General features: G+C 67.1%; 8 protein-coding genes. 4 read left to right on the top strand and 4 right to left on the bottom strand.

The window, feature by feature from the left end:
- Position 1 precedes the first annotated feature (1 nt).
- From DFR29_RS14620 to DFR29_RS14610, 3 genes are read right to left on the bottom strand one after another with little or no spacing between them, the layout of a single operon-like run.
- Positions 2-709, bottom strand: a complete 708-nt coding sequence (locus DFR29_RS14620; protein WP_166654100.1) for a sensor histidine kinase — start codon at positions 707-709, stop codon at positions 2-4.
- Positions 706-3,138 carry a serine/threonine-protein kinase gene (locus DFR29_RS14615; protein ID WP_133819358.1) on the bottom strand — a complete coding sequence of 811 codons (2,433 nt, stop codon included), beginning with the start codon at positions 3,136-3,138 and terminating at the stop codon, positions 706-708. Before DFR29_RS14615 ends, DFR29_RS14620 begins: the two co-directional genes overlap by 4 nt.
- A 19-nt stretch (positions 3,139-3,157) precedes the next feature.
- Positions 3,158-4,546 (bottom strand): sigma-54-dependent transcriptional regulator, encoded by a 1,389-nt coding sequence (locus tag DFR29_RS14610; protein WP_133819357.1) that lies wholly within the window; start codon positions 4,544-4,546, stop codon positions 3,158-3,160.
- A gap of 240 nt (positions 4,547-4,786) precedes the next feature.
- Between DFR29_RS14610 and DFR29_RS14605 the strand changes: the two genes are divergently transcribed.
- The 4 genes from DFR29_RS14605 (at position 4,787) to DFR29_RS14590 (ending at position 10,609) form a co-directional block, all read left to right on the top strand.
- Positions 4,787-5,581 carry a DUF4198 domain-containing protein gene (locus DFR29_RS14605; protein WP_133819356.1) on the top strand — a complete coding sequence of 265 codons (795 nt, stop codon included), beginning with the start codon at positions 4,787-4,789 and terminating at the stop codon, positions 5,579-5,581.
- 28 nt (positions 5,582-5,609) lie between these two features.
- The gene (locus DFR29_RS14600; RefSeq protein WP_133819355.1) at positions 5,610-6,566 is read left to right on the top strand and encodes an EF-hand domain-containing protein; all 957 of its coding nucleotides are present in this window, start codon (positions 5,610-5,612) and stop codon (positions 6,564-6,566) included.
- 99 nt (positions 6,567-6,665) lie between these two features.
- Positions 6,666-8,138: a DUF2271 domain-containing protein gene (locus tag DFR29_RS14595; protein WP_133819354.1), complete on the top strand. Its 1,473-nt coding sequence runs from the start codon at positions 6,666-6,668 to the stop codon at positions 8,136-8,138.
- Between the two features lie 116 nt (positions 8,139-8,254).
- Positions 8,255-10,609 (top strand): TonB-dependent hemoglobin/transferrin/lactoferrin family receptor, encoded by a 2,355-nt coding sequence (locus DFR29_RS14590; RefSeq protein WP_133819353.1) that lies wholly within the window; start codon positions 8,255-8,257, stop codon positions 10,607-10,609.
- 53 nt (positions 10,610-10,662) lie between these two features.
- On the opposite strand, the gene DFR29_RS14585 is transcribed toward DFR29_RS14590, so the two are convergent.
- Positions 10,663-14,787, bottom strand: a complete 4,125-nt coding sequence (locus tag DFR29_RS14585) for an RHS repeat-associated core domain-containing protein (protein ID WP_133819352.1) — start codon at positions 14,785-14,787, stop codon at positions 10,663-10,665.
- Positions 14,788-14,794 lie beyond the last annotated feature (7 nt).

Raw genomic sequence — 14,794 nt, 5'->3', positions numbered from 1 at the left:
CCTATCCTGCCGCGGCGGGCAGCGGAAACACCAGCACCACCTTGGTGCCGCCGGCGGTGCCTTCGGTCCAGCGGATGTCGCCGTCCAGTTCCTGTGCGCGCTGGCGCATGCCCTGCGTGCCGCGGCCTTCGCCGACGCGGCGGTGGCCGTCGTCGGTCAGCTCCAGGCGCAGTTCGTTGCCGCGGCAGGCGACGCGCACGCGCAGCGACGCCGCCTGGGCATGGCGTATCGCATTGCTGATCGCCTCACGCACGATGCGGTGCAGATGCAACGACTGCTCGCTGCGCAGGGGCGGATCGGGCAGCTCGCCGCTCTCCACCCAGTTCAGTTCCATCTGAGCCGCGGCCAGGCGCTGGCGTGCCTCGCTGCGGATATCCGCCAGCACGTCGCCCAGGGTGCCCGGCGTGCCGCGGGAACGGCTGACCGTGTCGCGCAGATCCTGCAGCAGCGCGCGCGCCTGGTCGGCCTGCTGCGGCGTGGTCGCGCCATGGATCAGCCCGAGCAGCTTGGCGCCCAGGTCGTCGTGCAGGTCGTGGTAGATGCGCTCGCGCTCCTGCGCGGCGGCCTGTTCGCCGATCTCGCGTTCGCGCGCACTGCGCTCGCGTTCCAGCGCGCGCAGGGTGGACTGGTGTGCACGCCGCTCGCGCCGCCAGCTGAGCGCCAGCGCAAACAGCAGCCCGCCGAACAGCGCCAGCAGCGCCGCCGTCACGAGGCCTTGACCGGGTCCAGCGCCGCCGCCCTGGCGTGTTCGCCGAGCTGGCGGTAGACCGCCGCAAGACGGCTGGCCGCGGTACGGGTGCGCTCGTGGGCCGGACCGAATTTCTGCGCCAGCGCCGCGTGCGCGCCTTCCAGCACGGCGCGCGCCTCCTGCCAGCGCCCCAGCTGGGCCAGGCACTCGCCGCGGTTGCTGGCGAAGATGGCGAAATACGGATGGCCGGCAGGCAGGTTGGCCTGCATCCATTTATCCAATGCGTCGAATTCCACCAGCGCATCGGCCGGACGCTTCTGCTTGAGCAGCAGCATGGCCAGGTTATTGCGCGGCCCTATCGCCTCGGCATTGGCCGGGCCGCCGTCGCGGCTCTGCGCCGCAACGACGCGGCGCAGCTCGGCCTCGGCTTCGGCCAGGCGGCCCTGGTCTTCCAGCGCATAGGCCAGCACGTTGCGCGCGAGCAGATTGTTCGGCGTGCTGTCCTCGCCGCGCAGGCGGCGCGCTTCCAGCACGTCGTGGATCAGCGCAATGCCCGCATCCAGCTCGCCGCGGCGTACCTGGAACGAGGCCAGCGCCTGCATGGCGTTGGTGGTTTCCGGATGGGCCGCGCCAAGTACACGCGTGCGCACTTCCAGCACGCCACGGAATTCCGCCTCGGCCGCGGCATCGTCATTTTTCAGTTCGTACAGGGCGCCGAGCAGGCTGCGCGTCTTCAAGGTCTGCGGATGCTCGGCACCGCCCTTGGCCAGGTGTGCGGCCAGGGTGGCCTGGGCCAGGGCGATGGCTTCGTCGTAGCGGCCGGCCAGGCGCAGGGTGGAGCCGAGGTTCTGGCTGATCGCCAGGCTCAGGGCATGGCTTTCGCCCAGTTGCGTCTGCGCATCCTTGAGCAGGGGCCGCAGCAGCTCTTCCGCCACTGCCGACTTGCCCTGGGCGAGCAGGCCTTCGGCCTGGGCCAGGCGCGCGTCGATCGCGATGGATTTTTCCAGAGGTGGATCTGTGCGCTGCAGCAGCGGCAGCAGCAGCGCATCGGCCGCGGCGTACTTCTGCTGCGTATACAGTGCGCGCGCCTGGCCGACCTGCAAGGCATCGCGCAGCGCCAGAGGCGCGGCGGGATCCAGCGACTGCAGGGACTGGCCGAACAGCTGTTCCGCGCGCGCCGTCTCGCCCAGGCGCAGCAGGCTGGTGGCCAGGGTCAGGCTGACCCGTGCCGCCGCCAGCGGCGGCAGGCCGGCCTGGCCCAGTTCAGCCTGGGCGGCATCGAGCACACTGCGCACGGTCAGGTCGTTCTGGCTGCGCTCGGGATCGGCGCTGACCAGCATGCGTTCGAGAAAGCCGTTGACCGCGCCGGCTTCCGCCGCGCGTGCCTCGGCTTCGCGCCGCGCCGCCGCTTCGGACCAGGCCAGGCGCAGCGACACCACGCTGGCCGCGACCAGTGCCAGCAGGCTGAATGCCGCAGCGGCACTGGCCAGGCGATGGCGGCGCACGAAGCGCGCGAGCAGATAGCCCAGGGTCGGCGGCCTGGCTTCCACCGGCCGGTGCGCGCGTACCCGCTCCAGGTCGGCAGCGAATTCCGCGGCCGAGCTGTAGCGCTGCGCCGGCTCGCCCGCCAGCGCCTTCATTACCACCGTCTCCAGATCGCCGCGCGCCGCGGCGGCCAGGCGGCCCAGCGGCTCGGGCGCCTGGTGGCGCACGATGTCGATGGCCTCGAAAAGTGTAGACGTGGACAACTGCGGATGCGGCAGGCGCCCGCCGATCAGCTCGTAGGCGATGCAGCCGAGCGCATAGACATCGCTGCGCGCATCCACCTGGGCGCTGTGGCCGGACAGCTGCTCCGGGCTCATGTACGGCACGGTGCCCAGCACCTGGCCCAGCTGGGTGACATCGCGCGACCAGCCGTCGGCCAGGCGGGCAATGCCGAAATCCAGCACCTTGGGCTGGCCGTCGTCGTCGACCAGGATATTGCCCGGCTTGAGATCGCGGTGGATCACGCCGCGGCCATGGGCGAAATGCACCGCACGGCAGACGTCGATCAGCAGGCGCAGGCGCGCATCCAGGTCGAGATGGCGTTCGCGCGCATGGCGCAGCAGATCGTGGCCGCGCACGTATTCCAGCGCCAGCCAGGGCGGACCGCCGGCCTCGCTGGAAGCGTCGCTGGCCGCGTACAGGCGCGCAATGCCCGGGTGTTCCAGCTGCGCCAGCATTTCCACTTCGCGGCGAAAGCGGCTCAGCGCCGAACTGCCCAGCGCCTGCAGCACTTTCAGTGCCACCTCGCGCGGCGGCTGTGCTTCGCGCGCACGGTAGACGCGGCCCATGGCGCCTTCGCCGAGCAGGCCGAGAATCTCGTACGGCCCTATGCGCAGCGGCAATGCCTCGCCGGCACTGCCAGCGGTCACATCGGCCTGTGTGGTGAGGTGAGCAGAGTCGCGCATGCGCAGATCCTCGGACGCGTCAATCCTCGCGCGCGCCAGCCTTCACATCCACGCCCAGGTCGCGCAGCTTGCGATACAGATGCGTGCGTTCCATGCCGACCAGCTTGGCCAGCTTGCCCACGCTGCCGCCGGTTTCCTGCAGCTGGCGCAGCAGATAGACGCGCTCGAACTGCTCGCGCGCCTCGCGCAGGGGCAGGCCGTAGTCGATGTCGAAACCTTCGCCGCGCAGCGCTACCGGCCGCGCCGCCGGCGCACTGCCGCTCAGCGCCTGCTCGACTTCGGCCAGGTCGACCTCGGGCGCCGCGCCGAGAATCAGCAGGCGCTGCACCAGGTTGCGCAGCTCGCGCTGGTTGCCCGGCCAGGTGTAGTTGCGCAGGCGGTTCTGTACCGACACCGGGAAGATGCGATAAGGCAACTTATCCCGATTGGAAAAAAAGTCGGCGTAGTACTGCAGCAGTTCCGGCACATCCTCGACGCGCTCGCGCAGCGCCGGCACGGCCAGCGGCACCACCTTGAGCTGGTAGAACAGCTCTTCGCGGAAACGCCCGGCGGCGACCAGACTGTCCAGGTCCTGCGCCGTGGCGGCAATCACGCGCACGTCGAGGCCTACCGGTTCGCGCCCGCCGCAGCGGATCAGTGCGCGCCGCTCCAGCGTGGAAGACAGGCGCAGCTGCAGTTCCGCATCCAGCTCGGCCACTTCGTCCAGGTACAAGGTGCCGCCGTTGGCCTGTTCCAGCAGGCCCAGCTGCACCGCACCGGTCTCTTCCGAGCCGAACAGGGTCTGCGCGGCGTGGTCGCGCGCGATCGAACCCGAGGCAACCGTGATGAACGGGCCGCTGCGGCGCGCGCTTTTCTCGTGCAGCCAGCGCGCCAGCGATTCCTTGCCGCTGCCCGCCTCGCCGCTGAGCAGCAGCCAGGTATCGTGCGCGGCCAGGCGTTCCAGCTGGGTGCGCAGCGACTGCATCACGCGGGAAGAACCGACCGGTTCCAGCGGTACCGGCACCTGCCGCTTGAGTCCTTCGTTCTCGCGCTTGAGCCGGCTGGCTTCCAGCGCGCGTTCCACCGTCAGCAGCAGCTTGGCCAGCGACAGCGGCTTCTCGACAAAATCGTAGGCGCCCAGGCGCGTTGCCTCGACCGCGGTTTCCACCGTGCCGTGGCCGGATATCATGATCACCGGACAGGACAGGCTGCCGCGCTCGGACCACTCCCGCAGCAGGCTGATGCCGTCCGTGCCAGGCATCCAGATGTCGAGCAGAATCGCGTCCGGCCGGATCTGGCGCCGCACCTCCCGCGCCGCCGCGGCGTTTTCCGCCACGCTGACCTGGTAACCCTCGTCCTGCAGAATGTCCTGTACCAGGCTGCGGATGTCGGGTTCATCGTCGACAACCAGAATATGACCCGATGCCATTGCCCGCCCCCTGTGGCAAAAATGCGACGGTGCAGCATACCCCAAGTCTTCCGTGCGCCGAGTGGGAGTCCGGTTAAGCCGGCGGATCCAGCCGGCCGATTCCATTCGAGCGATTCACGTCGGCGATCGTCGAAGTTCGCAGACCACCCGGTAAAGTTGAGAATCATTCGCATTTGAGGTAATTTCGCCCGCTTCCTGCCCCAGCCGATTCCGCCCGGGCCACTACCCAGGGGCATCACCATGAAATCGCTTTCGCTGTGCGCGGGCGCACTGCTGGCATTCGCCGTTTCCGCCGTGCAGGCACATACGCCATACCTGGCTCCGGCCAGCTTCGAACCGATGAACGGCGATCTGGTCACGCTCGACGCCGCCTTCGGCGAACACTTTTTCGTGCCTGAAGTCGTGTTCGACAACAGCGAGTTCGTCGTCATCGATCCGGCCGGCAAGACATCGCCGGTCGATACCGTGCAGCGCCTGAAGACCCGCGCCGTGGTCGAGCACACGCTCGACGGCAAAGGCACCTACCGCTTCAGCAGCGGCCGCCGTCTCGGCGCGGTATTCCGCACCTGGGAACTCGACGGCAAGAAGGAAAGCACGCGCGACCCGGCCAAGGCCCTGCCGGCCGGGGCCACGCTGCTGGCCCACTACCAGTCGGTCAGCCTGGCCGAAGCCTATGTCACGCTCGGTGCGCCGTCGCCGGCCGCGCTGAAGCCGTATGCGAGCGGGCTGGAACTCGTTCCCGTCAGCCATCCCAGCGATCTGTACACGGGCGAAAAATTCGATTTCGCCGTGCACTTCGACGGCAAGCCGCTGGCCAACCAGCTGGTGGAGATTTTCCCCGCCAGCAACGACGCGGCAAGCAAGAAAGCCGCTGCCTCGCTGACTACCGGCGCTGACGGCAAGGCCAGCTTTGCCCTGCCCAGGGCCGGTACCTGGCTCGCATTGATCCGCTATCGCGGCAAGGCACCGGCCGGCGCGACGGCGCCCGAATACGGCTTCAACTACACGTTGAGCTTCCGTGTACTCGAACAGTGATCGAACCCAGCGCCCGCGGAGCAGCAGCATGAAAAAGCACCTGATCACCGCCCTCGCCTGTGCGAGCGCCACCCTTGCCACGGCATCGATCGCCGCCGACAAGCCCAGCACGGCCACTCACGAAAACGGCGCCCAGGCCACGGCGTTCTTCATCGAGCAATACGACAGCAACGGCGACGGCAAGGTCGACGCGGCGGAATTCGCCAGTTTCCGCCAGGTGCGCTATGCCGAAACCGACGCGAACAAGGATGGCCAGGTCGACCTCGACGAATACGTCAGCGAATACGCGGGCCGGCACGACCGCGAACTCGACCACGCGCGCAAGGGCCAGGTCGAGCAGACGCAGACGCGCTTTCGCTCCGTCGACAAGGACGCCGACGGCTTTATCAGCCGGGCCGAGTTCGACGCCTCCGGCGAACGCGGCTTTGTACATATCGATACCAACAAGGACGGCAAGGTAGACGCCGCCGACGCCGAACCGGCACGCCCCGCGCAGCCGGCCGCAACGACCGCAAAGGCCAATGCGAAGCCGCCGCGCCGCGATGTGCTGAAGATGCCGAGCACGCATACCCGTGCCGGCCTGCTGGAGATCTACGACGCCGACGGCGACGGTGCCGTGACGCGGACGGAATTCGACCGCCAGCGCGGCGAAGCCTTCGCGCGTACCGATGCCAGCCACGACGGCCGCATCGATGCCGAGGAATACCAGAGTGAGTTCGAGGACCGGCTGGACCGCCAGATCGCGAAGAACCGCGAGGCCTCGAACAAGCAGTCCGGCGTGCGCTTCAAGGCGCTGGACACGAACGCCGACGACAAGATCGGCGCGGCCGAATACACCGCCTCGGGCCAGCGCATGTTCGACCGCCTCGACACCGCCAGGGACGGCGTGGTCAGCCGCGACGATCCACCGCCGCCGCCGCGCGAGCCCGGCAGCGAGAGCAAGGATGCCGCCGCAAGCCGCGAGAAAGCCGCTTCACCGCGATAAGCCGCCTATAGCGAGCAAAACCGGAAAACCGTCGCCGCGCGCACCGCACACCTGCGTGCGGCGTCTTGCCCTGCCGCGTCCCATCCAGAGGAATTTTCCGTGACCCATGCCTTATACGGCGTGCTGCTGGCGCTCGCGCTTTTTTCGGGCAGCGCCGGCGCCGCGCCACCGGCGCACTACCCGCGCGAGAACGTGCTGGGCACTTCGTTCGACATGCAAGTAGCCGGTGCACCGCCGGCACAGGCCGATGCGGCGGCCGCGGCCGCGCTGGCCGAGATCGCGCGGCTGGATGCAGTACTCAGCGTCTGGCAGGAGAACAGCGAACTGGCACGCTTCAATCGCAGCGAAGGCGCACAGGACGTGTCGACCGAACTGCGCCATGTGCTGCGCCTGTGCGAGCGCTGGCGCGCAGCAACGGCGAATGCATTCAGCTGCCGCCTCGGTGAACTATTGAATACGTGGCGTTCCGCTGAAACTACACAAGTTCCTCCCGACCGCGCCGCACTGCGCAAGCTCGCCGGCGACATCCAGCGCACCCGGTTCGATGCCGGCGGCGATGCGCCGCTGCAACGCCCGCCAGGGCTGCAGTTCGAGACCGACGGCCTGGCCAAGGGCTGGATCATCGACCAGGCCTTGCACAAGGCGCGTGCCGCGGCACCGGCGGCGAGCGGCATCAAGATCGACATCGGCGGCGACGCGTTCTACTGGGGCGAAGCGCAAGCGGGCAAGCCCTGGCGCGTCGGCATCGCCGATCCGCTCATGCCGCGCGACAACGGCGGCACCATTGCCACGCTGGAATTGCGCTCGCGCGCAATCGCTGCCAGCGGCCACACCAGCCGCGGCGTGGACATTGCGCGCAAGCACTACAGCCATATCCTCACGCCGCGCGACGGCTGGCCGGTGGCCTATGCGCCGTCGTCCGTCGTCGTCGCTCCGGATGCCGCCACGGCCGATGCACTGGCCACGGCATTGACCGTGCTGCCGATACGCGAAGGCCTCGACCTGGTGGAAAAGCTGGACAATGTGGAGGCACTGATCGTGGCCGAATCCGGCGCGCGTTTCGCCTCGTCGGGCTGGCACGCTCTGCTCAGCGCCGACACACGCAGCGAACCGGCCTGGCCGGCGGGTTTTTCCTTCACCCTCGACTACGAGATTCCCCGCATCGATGCGGCCGACTACACGCGGCCTTATCTGGCGATCTGGATCGCCGCCGCCGACGGCACGGCCCTGAGCCAGCTGCTCGTACTGGGCGACAACACGCGCTGGCTGCAGCTGCTGCCGCAGTGGTGGCGCCGGCACGGCCGCGCCAACGAGGCCAGCCTGAGCGGCATCGCCCGCGCCACGCGCAAGGCCGGCCGCTATTCGCTGGACTGGAACGGCCGCGACGACCAGGGCCGCGCCCTGCCCGCGGGCAACTACGTCGTGCATATCGAAGCCGCGCGCGAACACGGCGCACACGAGACGCTGCAACTGCCCTTCACTTTGTCGAACGTGCCGTTCCAGGCCACCCGCCAGGGCCAGAGCGAGATCGGCCGCGTCAGCCTGCAACTGGGCGCCGCCCGCACCCCTTGAGCCACATCCACCCAGCAAGGCACCGGCGTCCGCGCCGGCTGCTCCGCAGCCAGGGGAAGCCTGTCGCCGAACGGCGGCCGGGCCGAGCATTTTTTCCATTGTTGCGGAGTACACCCATGAAACGACCCCATCCTGTCTGCACCCGTTCGCTGCTGGCGCTCGCCGTCGCGGCGAGCCTGGCCGCATCGACCAGCCCTGCGGCGGCACTCGCCGGGCCGGAACCCGGGCCCGCCGCCAGCGCACTGACTACCGTGCATGTGGAAGCCGATGTGGCCAAGGCCCAGTCGGCGACCAACAACGTCAAGCTCATCGGCGCGCGGCAACTCGACGACGAGAACGCGCAGAATTTCGACGATGCCGTGCGCTATATCCCCGGCGTCAGCGTGATCGACATCGGCCGCTTCGGCGCCAACGGCTTCACTATCCGCGGCCTGGAAAGCGACCGCGTCGCGATCACGGTCGATGGCCTGGGCCTGGGCGATTCGCTGGACCCGGCCAGCTACCAGCCCTACGATTTCTTCCGCTCCACCCGCGGCGGCGTCGACATCGATGCACTGAAGTCGGTAGAAATCATCAAGGGTGCCGATTCCATCACCGCCGGCAGCGGCTCGCTCGGCGGCGCAGTGGTACTGGTGACCAAGGATGCTGCCGACTACCTGGCCGACACGGGCAACGACACCTTCGCCAGCGTCAAGGCCGGCTATTCCAGCGACAGCGAGGAAACCCTGGCTTCGGCAACCCTGGCCAACCGCAGCGGCAGGGTCGAATCGCTGCTGGTGCTGACGCGCCGGGAAGGCCATGAGCGCGCGTCGTTCGACGATGCGCCCGCCCAGACCGGGCCGGGCCGGCGCACGCCCGACCCGCTCACACGCACGAGCGACAACCTGCTGGCCAAGGTCGATTTCGTGCTCGGCGACGCACATCGCCTGGGCCTGATCGCCGAGATCGCCGATTCGACCGTCGACAGTGAAGCATTGTCGCGGCTGGACGCGAGCTACCACGTGCGCACCGGCCACGACAAATCCGACCGCGACCGCTACGGCGTCAAATACGAATGGAAAGCCGGCAACCGCCTGTTCGATACGGTGGAATGGCGCTACGACCAGCAGAAGCAGGACAGCAGCGGGCTGACCTACATGCTGTTCAACTCTTCCACCTGTCCACAAAGCGTGCGCCCCTGCGACCGCACCGAAGACCGCTACTACCGCCAGCAGCTGGATGCGACGAACATCCATTTCGACAAGGTGTTCGACAGCGGCGGCACCCGCCACACCCTGCTCTACGGCGCCGGCTACCAGGTGCGTGATGCCGATTTCTCCTCGGTCGATACGCGTTATGTCGGCCAGACCGGCCAGGTGACCCTGGTCGAAGTCGATCCGGATTTCGTGCCCAAGACCGACGTGAGCAACTGGAACCTCTACGCACGCGAGCGCATCGCCATTGCCGGCGGCCGCTTCGGCCTCAGCGCCGGCCTGCGCTACGACAACTACGACTACAAGCCCAGACCCGATACGCACTACCAGGACCCCAGCGGCACGGTCGGCGACGTCAGCTTCGCCGTGCCAACCTGGCAGCTCGGCGCCGATTTCAAGATCGCGCCAGAACACACGCTGTGGGCACAGATCGGCCGCGGCTTCCGCGCGCCGACGGTCGAGGACTTGTACTACGCCACCAGCACCACGCCAGGCATCGTCGATGCGACCGGCCAGGAAGTCGACCTGTGGGATTCGGTCGCCAATCCCGACCTGCAGGCGGAAAAAAGCCTGAATACCGAGATCGGCTGGCGCTGGCAGGGCGACGGCCATCTGCTCGGCGTGTCGGTCTACCGCGACCGCTATTCGAACTTCATCGAATACGTCACGCGCGTGCGCAACCCGGGCACCGGCTATCGCGTCTGCAATGCGGCCGGCACCACGTGTACGGTGGAATATGGCGACGAATACACCACACCGGCGAATGCCGGCCGCGTCATCGTCACGGGTGTGGAACTGGAAGGACGCTGGCTGCTCAATCGTGACCTGAGCCTGCGTTTTGCCTATTCGTATAACGAAGGCGAGAAACAGAACGGCGATCCACTGGCCAGCATCGTGCCGGCTTCAGGCGTGCTCGGCCTGCGCTACGACGCACCGTCGCGGCGCTGGAACCTGACCGGCAACCTCACCCATTCGGCGGCAAAGCAACGCGGCGACGCGGTGGAAACTGCAGCCAACGGCACCGTCACGCCCAGCTCGGCCTACCTGAGCGACCGCTTCACCGTGCTGGACATACTCGCTTCCGTATACCTGACGGAAAAGCTCAAGTTCAATGCCGGCATCTACAACCTGCTGGACGAAGAATATTTCCGCTGGCAGCGCGTGCGCTTCGTCACCAATGGCTCGGGCGGCGTCCGCGGCGGTGTGCGCGGCGACGGCATCGACCGCTACAGCGAACCCGGACGCAATGTGCGGGTGTCGCTGGCTTACGCGTTCTGAGTAGCGTGCCGATGGCCGCAGCCTGCGGCCATCGGCAGCACACCTTGCTGTGTCTATCTATTGCAGGCGCAGGGCGAGTTGAAGCACTTGATTACCTGGGTCTTGCACAGCGTCAGCGCTATCGACGCTTCCGCGCCGGCGGCGGCGGCGGCGCCCAGTCCTTTCGGAAAATATTTGGGGTCCAGGCCGCCGAGATCCGCACTGCCGGACGGGTCGCCGCAAACGCCGCCGATGGCAGCATCCGGCAGATGCCGCATCTTCACCCTGCCGCGCAGCCCGCCGACTGCCACGCCGCTGATACTCAGTTCGCAGGACGTGCCGCCATCCATGTCCTTGCCGCACCAGTTGCCCCATTCGGCGTCTGCGCCGACACCGGCGGAGACGCCGGCGCCGATGCCGAAGCGCAGGCAATACTTGAACGTGATGCAGACCTCGCCGGTGAACTGGTTCTGCACCACGCCCAGTCCGAGCACGGCGCCAACCGGGCCGACCATGCCGGTGAACGCACCACTGCCGCCCAGCCAGAGCGCGCCCTGTTTGGTGTCCTTGTCGCAATCGCAATGGGCCTTGGACAGCAGCCCTTCCGGATCGATAAAGCGGAACGGATTGGCATTCGCATACGAATACGGATTCGGATCGCCGTACTGGCGCATCGGATCCCATTCCAGATAGCGCCCGGTGGCCGGCTGGTAGCTGCGATGCCAGTTGTAGTTGATGCCGGTTTCCGTATCGCGGTACTGGCCCGGGTAGCGCAGCGGATTGTCCACGCCCGCCTGGGCTTCGATGATTTCGCTGGCGCCGAAGGCGTCGCTGCGCAAGGACCAGACCACCGCACCGCTGCGGTCGGTCATGCGCACCGGCAAGCCGGCCAGATCGACGTGATAGGTATAGACCTGCCAGCCGGTGCCATCGGCGCGCGCCTGCCACAGCGGCGTGCGGCCCCAGCGTTCGCCGGGCAGATAGCCGTAGATACGCTGCAGCGCACCGTTGGCAGCGTATTCGGCGGCCACGCCTTCGTCGCTGTACTGGAACCAGGTTGCTCCCTGGGCGGTTTCCTTGCGGATGCGCCGGCCGAACGGGTCGTACTGGTATCGGCCAACCATCTGGCCGCCGCGCGTTGCTTCGCGCAGACGGCCTGCTGCGTCGTAGCGCAGGGCAAGAGGCACTGCTGCCTCGATTTTCGTGGTCTGCCCGTCGGCGTCGTAAGCAAAGGACTGGCGTTCGGCACCAAGGCCGTAGGCGAGCAGCTGGTTGTCGGCGTTGTAGCTCCAGTCACCGGGCTGGGCAGCGCTGCTGAGACGGTTGCCGGCGCCGTCGTAGGAATAGCTTTCCAGTGGCAGGCCGCCCGGGTTGGCACCACTGCGCTGCAGGGCCGGCGGCGGATCGGCACTGAGCAGGCGATCGGCTTTGTCGTAGGTATAGGCAAAGACGCCGTCCTCGCTGCCGCGCTCCAGCAGATTGCCGACTGAGTCGTAGCGGTAGCTCTGCTGCAGGATCGTCACACCGGCCGGCGCAGCGACACTGCCTGCGCCGATTGCCTGCACCGTGTGCGCCAGCGGCTGGTTCTCGCCGTCGAACGCGCGCGTGGTCACTACGCCAGGCGCCTCGATCTGCGTCGCGCGCTTCCACTGGTAGTTGGACCAGCGCATCGTGCCGCCACCGGGCAGGCTCGCCGTCTCGATCTGGTTCAGGCCGTTGTAGGTATAGGCGACCGTGGTCTGGCCCGGATAGCTGACCGATTTCTTCAGGCCGTTGGGCCAGTAGTCGACGGCGATGGTTTTCTGGAAGGCACTGGCGCCGCTGCCGAACGTGACGGTTTCCGCGTTGCGCCGGCCATTGTCGTCGTAGCTGTAGACGGCGCTCGATACGGTGTCGCCCGTCTGCACATAGCCGGCAAGATCGCCCCGCGCGGTGTATTCGTAGCTGACGCGCTGCTGTGGCGTGTTGGCACTGGCTTCGTAGAGTTCTTCCAGCACCATGCGGCCCGCATCGTCGTAGCGGTATTTGCGCCGGTCGCCGCGCGGGCTAGCGCGTTCGGCCAGATTGCCGGTTGCATCGTAGGCGTAGCGGAGGGTGGCACCCAGCGACGTCGCTTCCTCGCGCAGACGCCCCGCCTTGTCGAATCGGAAAACAGAGCGGCGATCGTTGGGATCGGTCTGGCCTATGCGATTGTCGCTCGCGTCATAGCTCATGCGTGTCACCGCGCCAGCGGGATCGGTCACCTGGACAGGACGACCCAGGCCGTCGTAGGCGATCAGCGTGGTATGGCCCAGGGCATCGGTACTGGAAATCACGCGCCCTCTGCCGTCATAGGCAGTGCTGCGGGTTTCCACGGAGCGGTTGTCGCCGCTGCACGGCGTGGTGCGCGTGGTCACGGTGCGGCGTCCGCGCTGGTCGTACTTGTAGATTTCGCAATAGCCAGGCAAACGGATCGCGGTGATATTGCCGTCGGCGCCGTAGTCGATGACCTTCTCGGCACCTGCATTATCCACAATGCGCACAATCCTGCCGTCGCCGTCGTGCTCGGCGGTGAAGCCGACGCCGCCTTCGTCGGTGAAGCTCTTTTCCGCGCCGCCGCGGGTATAGGTCCAGGTCTGTGCCAGGCCGCTGGGGCCGGCGACGGTATGCACCCGATCGTCGGCATAGTAGGTGGCCGTCGTCACCTTGCCGCGCGGATCGGTCGTCTTCACCTGATTGCCGGTTTTGTCGTATTCGTAGAGGGTCTTTTCGCCCAGCGGGTTTTCCGATTCCAGCAGCAGCCCGCCAGGGTCGAAGCGGGTCTTCCACACCTTGTTGCGCGGGTCGGTGCGCTGCACCGTCAGCCCACGCACGTCGTACTGCAGGCGGGTGATGTTGTTTTCCCCGTCGACCAGGGTCTTGGCGTTGCCATAGTCGTCGTACTCGCGCGCGAAAGTCACGTCGTCGAGATCAGTTGCGCCTTCGGTGGTCTCGCTTTTGAGCTGGCCGAACTCGTCATAGGTATAGCTGCGCACACGCTGCTCGGGCAGGCCTGCCGCTTCGGTCAGCTTCTTCAGATTGCCCTTGGCGTCGTATTCGCGCAGCGTGCGCACGCCGTTTTCGTCGATCTGTTCCAGCGGCTGGTTGTAGACCGGATCGTAGCTGGCCGTGGAAAAGCTGCCGTCGGGATGCACGGTCCTGGTCACATTGCCGTTGGCGTCCAGCGTGGTACGCGTGGTGCCGCCGCGCTCGTCGGTTTCCACTTCAACACTGGCGCCGTCGCGCAGGCGCGAATAGGTTTCGCGCGTGCCCTGGATTTCGCTGCGCAACTGGCCGCCGCTGTCGAATACGCGCTTGACGATGCGTGAATCTTCCGGGCCTTTCAGGGTGATGGTGTATTCGCGCCGGGTGCGGTTGTAGTCGTAGGCCCAGGTGCGCGAAAACGTCATCGGATCGGTGATGCGGACGACGCGCCCGCCGCCGTAGCTGATCGTGGTCTTGCGCAGTTCCGGATCGGTCTTCTCGACCAGGCGACCACCGCTGTAGGCGTATTTCCAGCGGTAGCCGCGCACGTCGACGACTTCGACCAGATCATTGCCCTGGTAGATGTACTGCACGCGATTGCCGCTGCGGTCGGTGATGGAATCGACCCGGTTGCCGCTGTAGTCCAGCGTCAGGGCCAGCTGGCCGCGATGATCGAGCACGCGGCGGATCGGGCCATCCGGCTCGTTCCTTTCGAAGCGCACGCTGACGTCGTTGCGGTTGCCGTAGGCCAGGATCTTGCCGTTGTCGGCGTAGTCGATCCAGTTGCCGGCGCGGTCGTACCAGCGCCAGCCGTCTGCACCGTGCTGCGCCGCCGTCCGCCGCGCAATGAAGAAATGACGGTCATAGATGTAGATGCCGTTGCCGCCGCGCTCGAATTTGGAACCGGCGCGATCGATGGTCTTGACGCTGCTGTCGACAGGGTCGAACTCGAAGCGCAGGTCGGCCCAGCTGGGATTGATATACCAGCGGTATTCGCTGCGGTTGACGTTCTCCGCCTGCCAGGTGCGGCTGACGGCGATATGGCCGCCAAGCACCTTGACCGTCAGATCCTGCACTTCCTCGTGGTAGTCGCCGTTGGGCAGGCGCACCTGGCCCGCGGCGAACAGCGCCGGCGGCATGCTCGCGAAGGCGAGCCACGCGGCCAGGCCTATCCATGGCTTGATCGAGATTTTCATGCGTATT

It is taken from the genome of Tahibacter aquaticus, assembly GCF_004363655.1.
Classification (GTDB): Bacteria; Pseudomonadota; Gammaproteobacteria; order Xanthomonadales; family Rhodanobacteraceae; genus Tahibacter; species Tahibacter aquaticus.
This window is presented reverse-complemented; position numbering and strand designations above follow the sequence as displayed.

Excerpts from the sequence above, each read along its gene's own strand:
- DFR29_RS14615 (WP_133819358.1), bottom strand. The coding sequence starts at position 3,138 with ATGCGCGACTCTGCTCACCTCACCACACAGGCCGATGTGACCGCTGGC.
- DFR29_RS14610 (WP_133819357.1), bottom strand. The coding sequence starts at position 4,546 with ATGGCATCGGGTCATATTCTGGTTGTCGACGATGAACCCGACATCCGC.
- DFR29_RS14605 (WP_133819356.1), top strand. The coding sequence starts at position 4,787 with ATGAAATCGCTTTCGCTGTGCGCGGGCGCACTGCTGGCATTCGCCGTT.
- DFR29_RS14600 (WP_133819355.1), top strand. The coding sequence starts at position 5,610 with ATGAAAAAGCACCTGATCACCGCCCTCGCCTGTGCGAGCGCCACCCTT.
- DFR29_RS14590 (WP_133819353.1), top strand. The coding sequence starts at position 8,255 with ATGAAACGACCCCATCCTGTCTGCACCCGTTCGCTGCTGGCGCTCGCC.
- DFR29_RS14585 (WP_133819352.1), bottom strand. The coding sequence starts at position 14,787 with ATGAAAATCTCGATCAAGCCATGGATAGGCCTGGCCGCGTGGCTCGCC.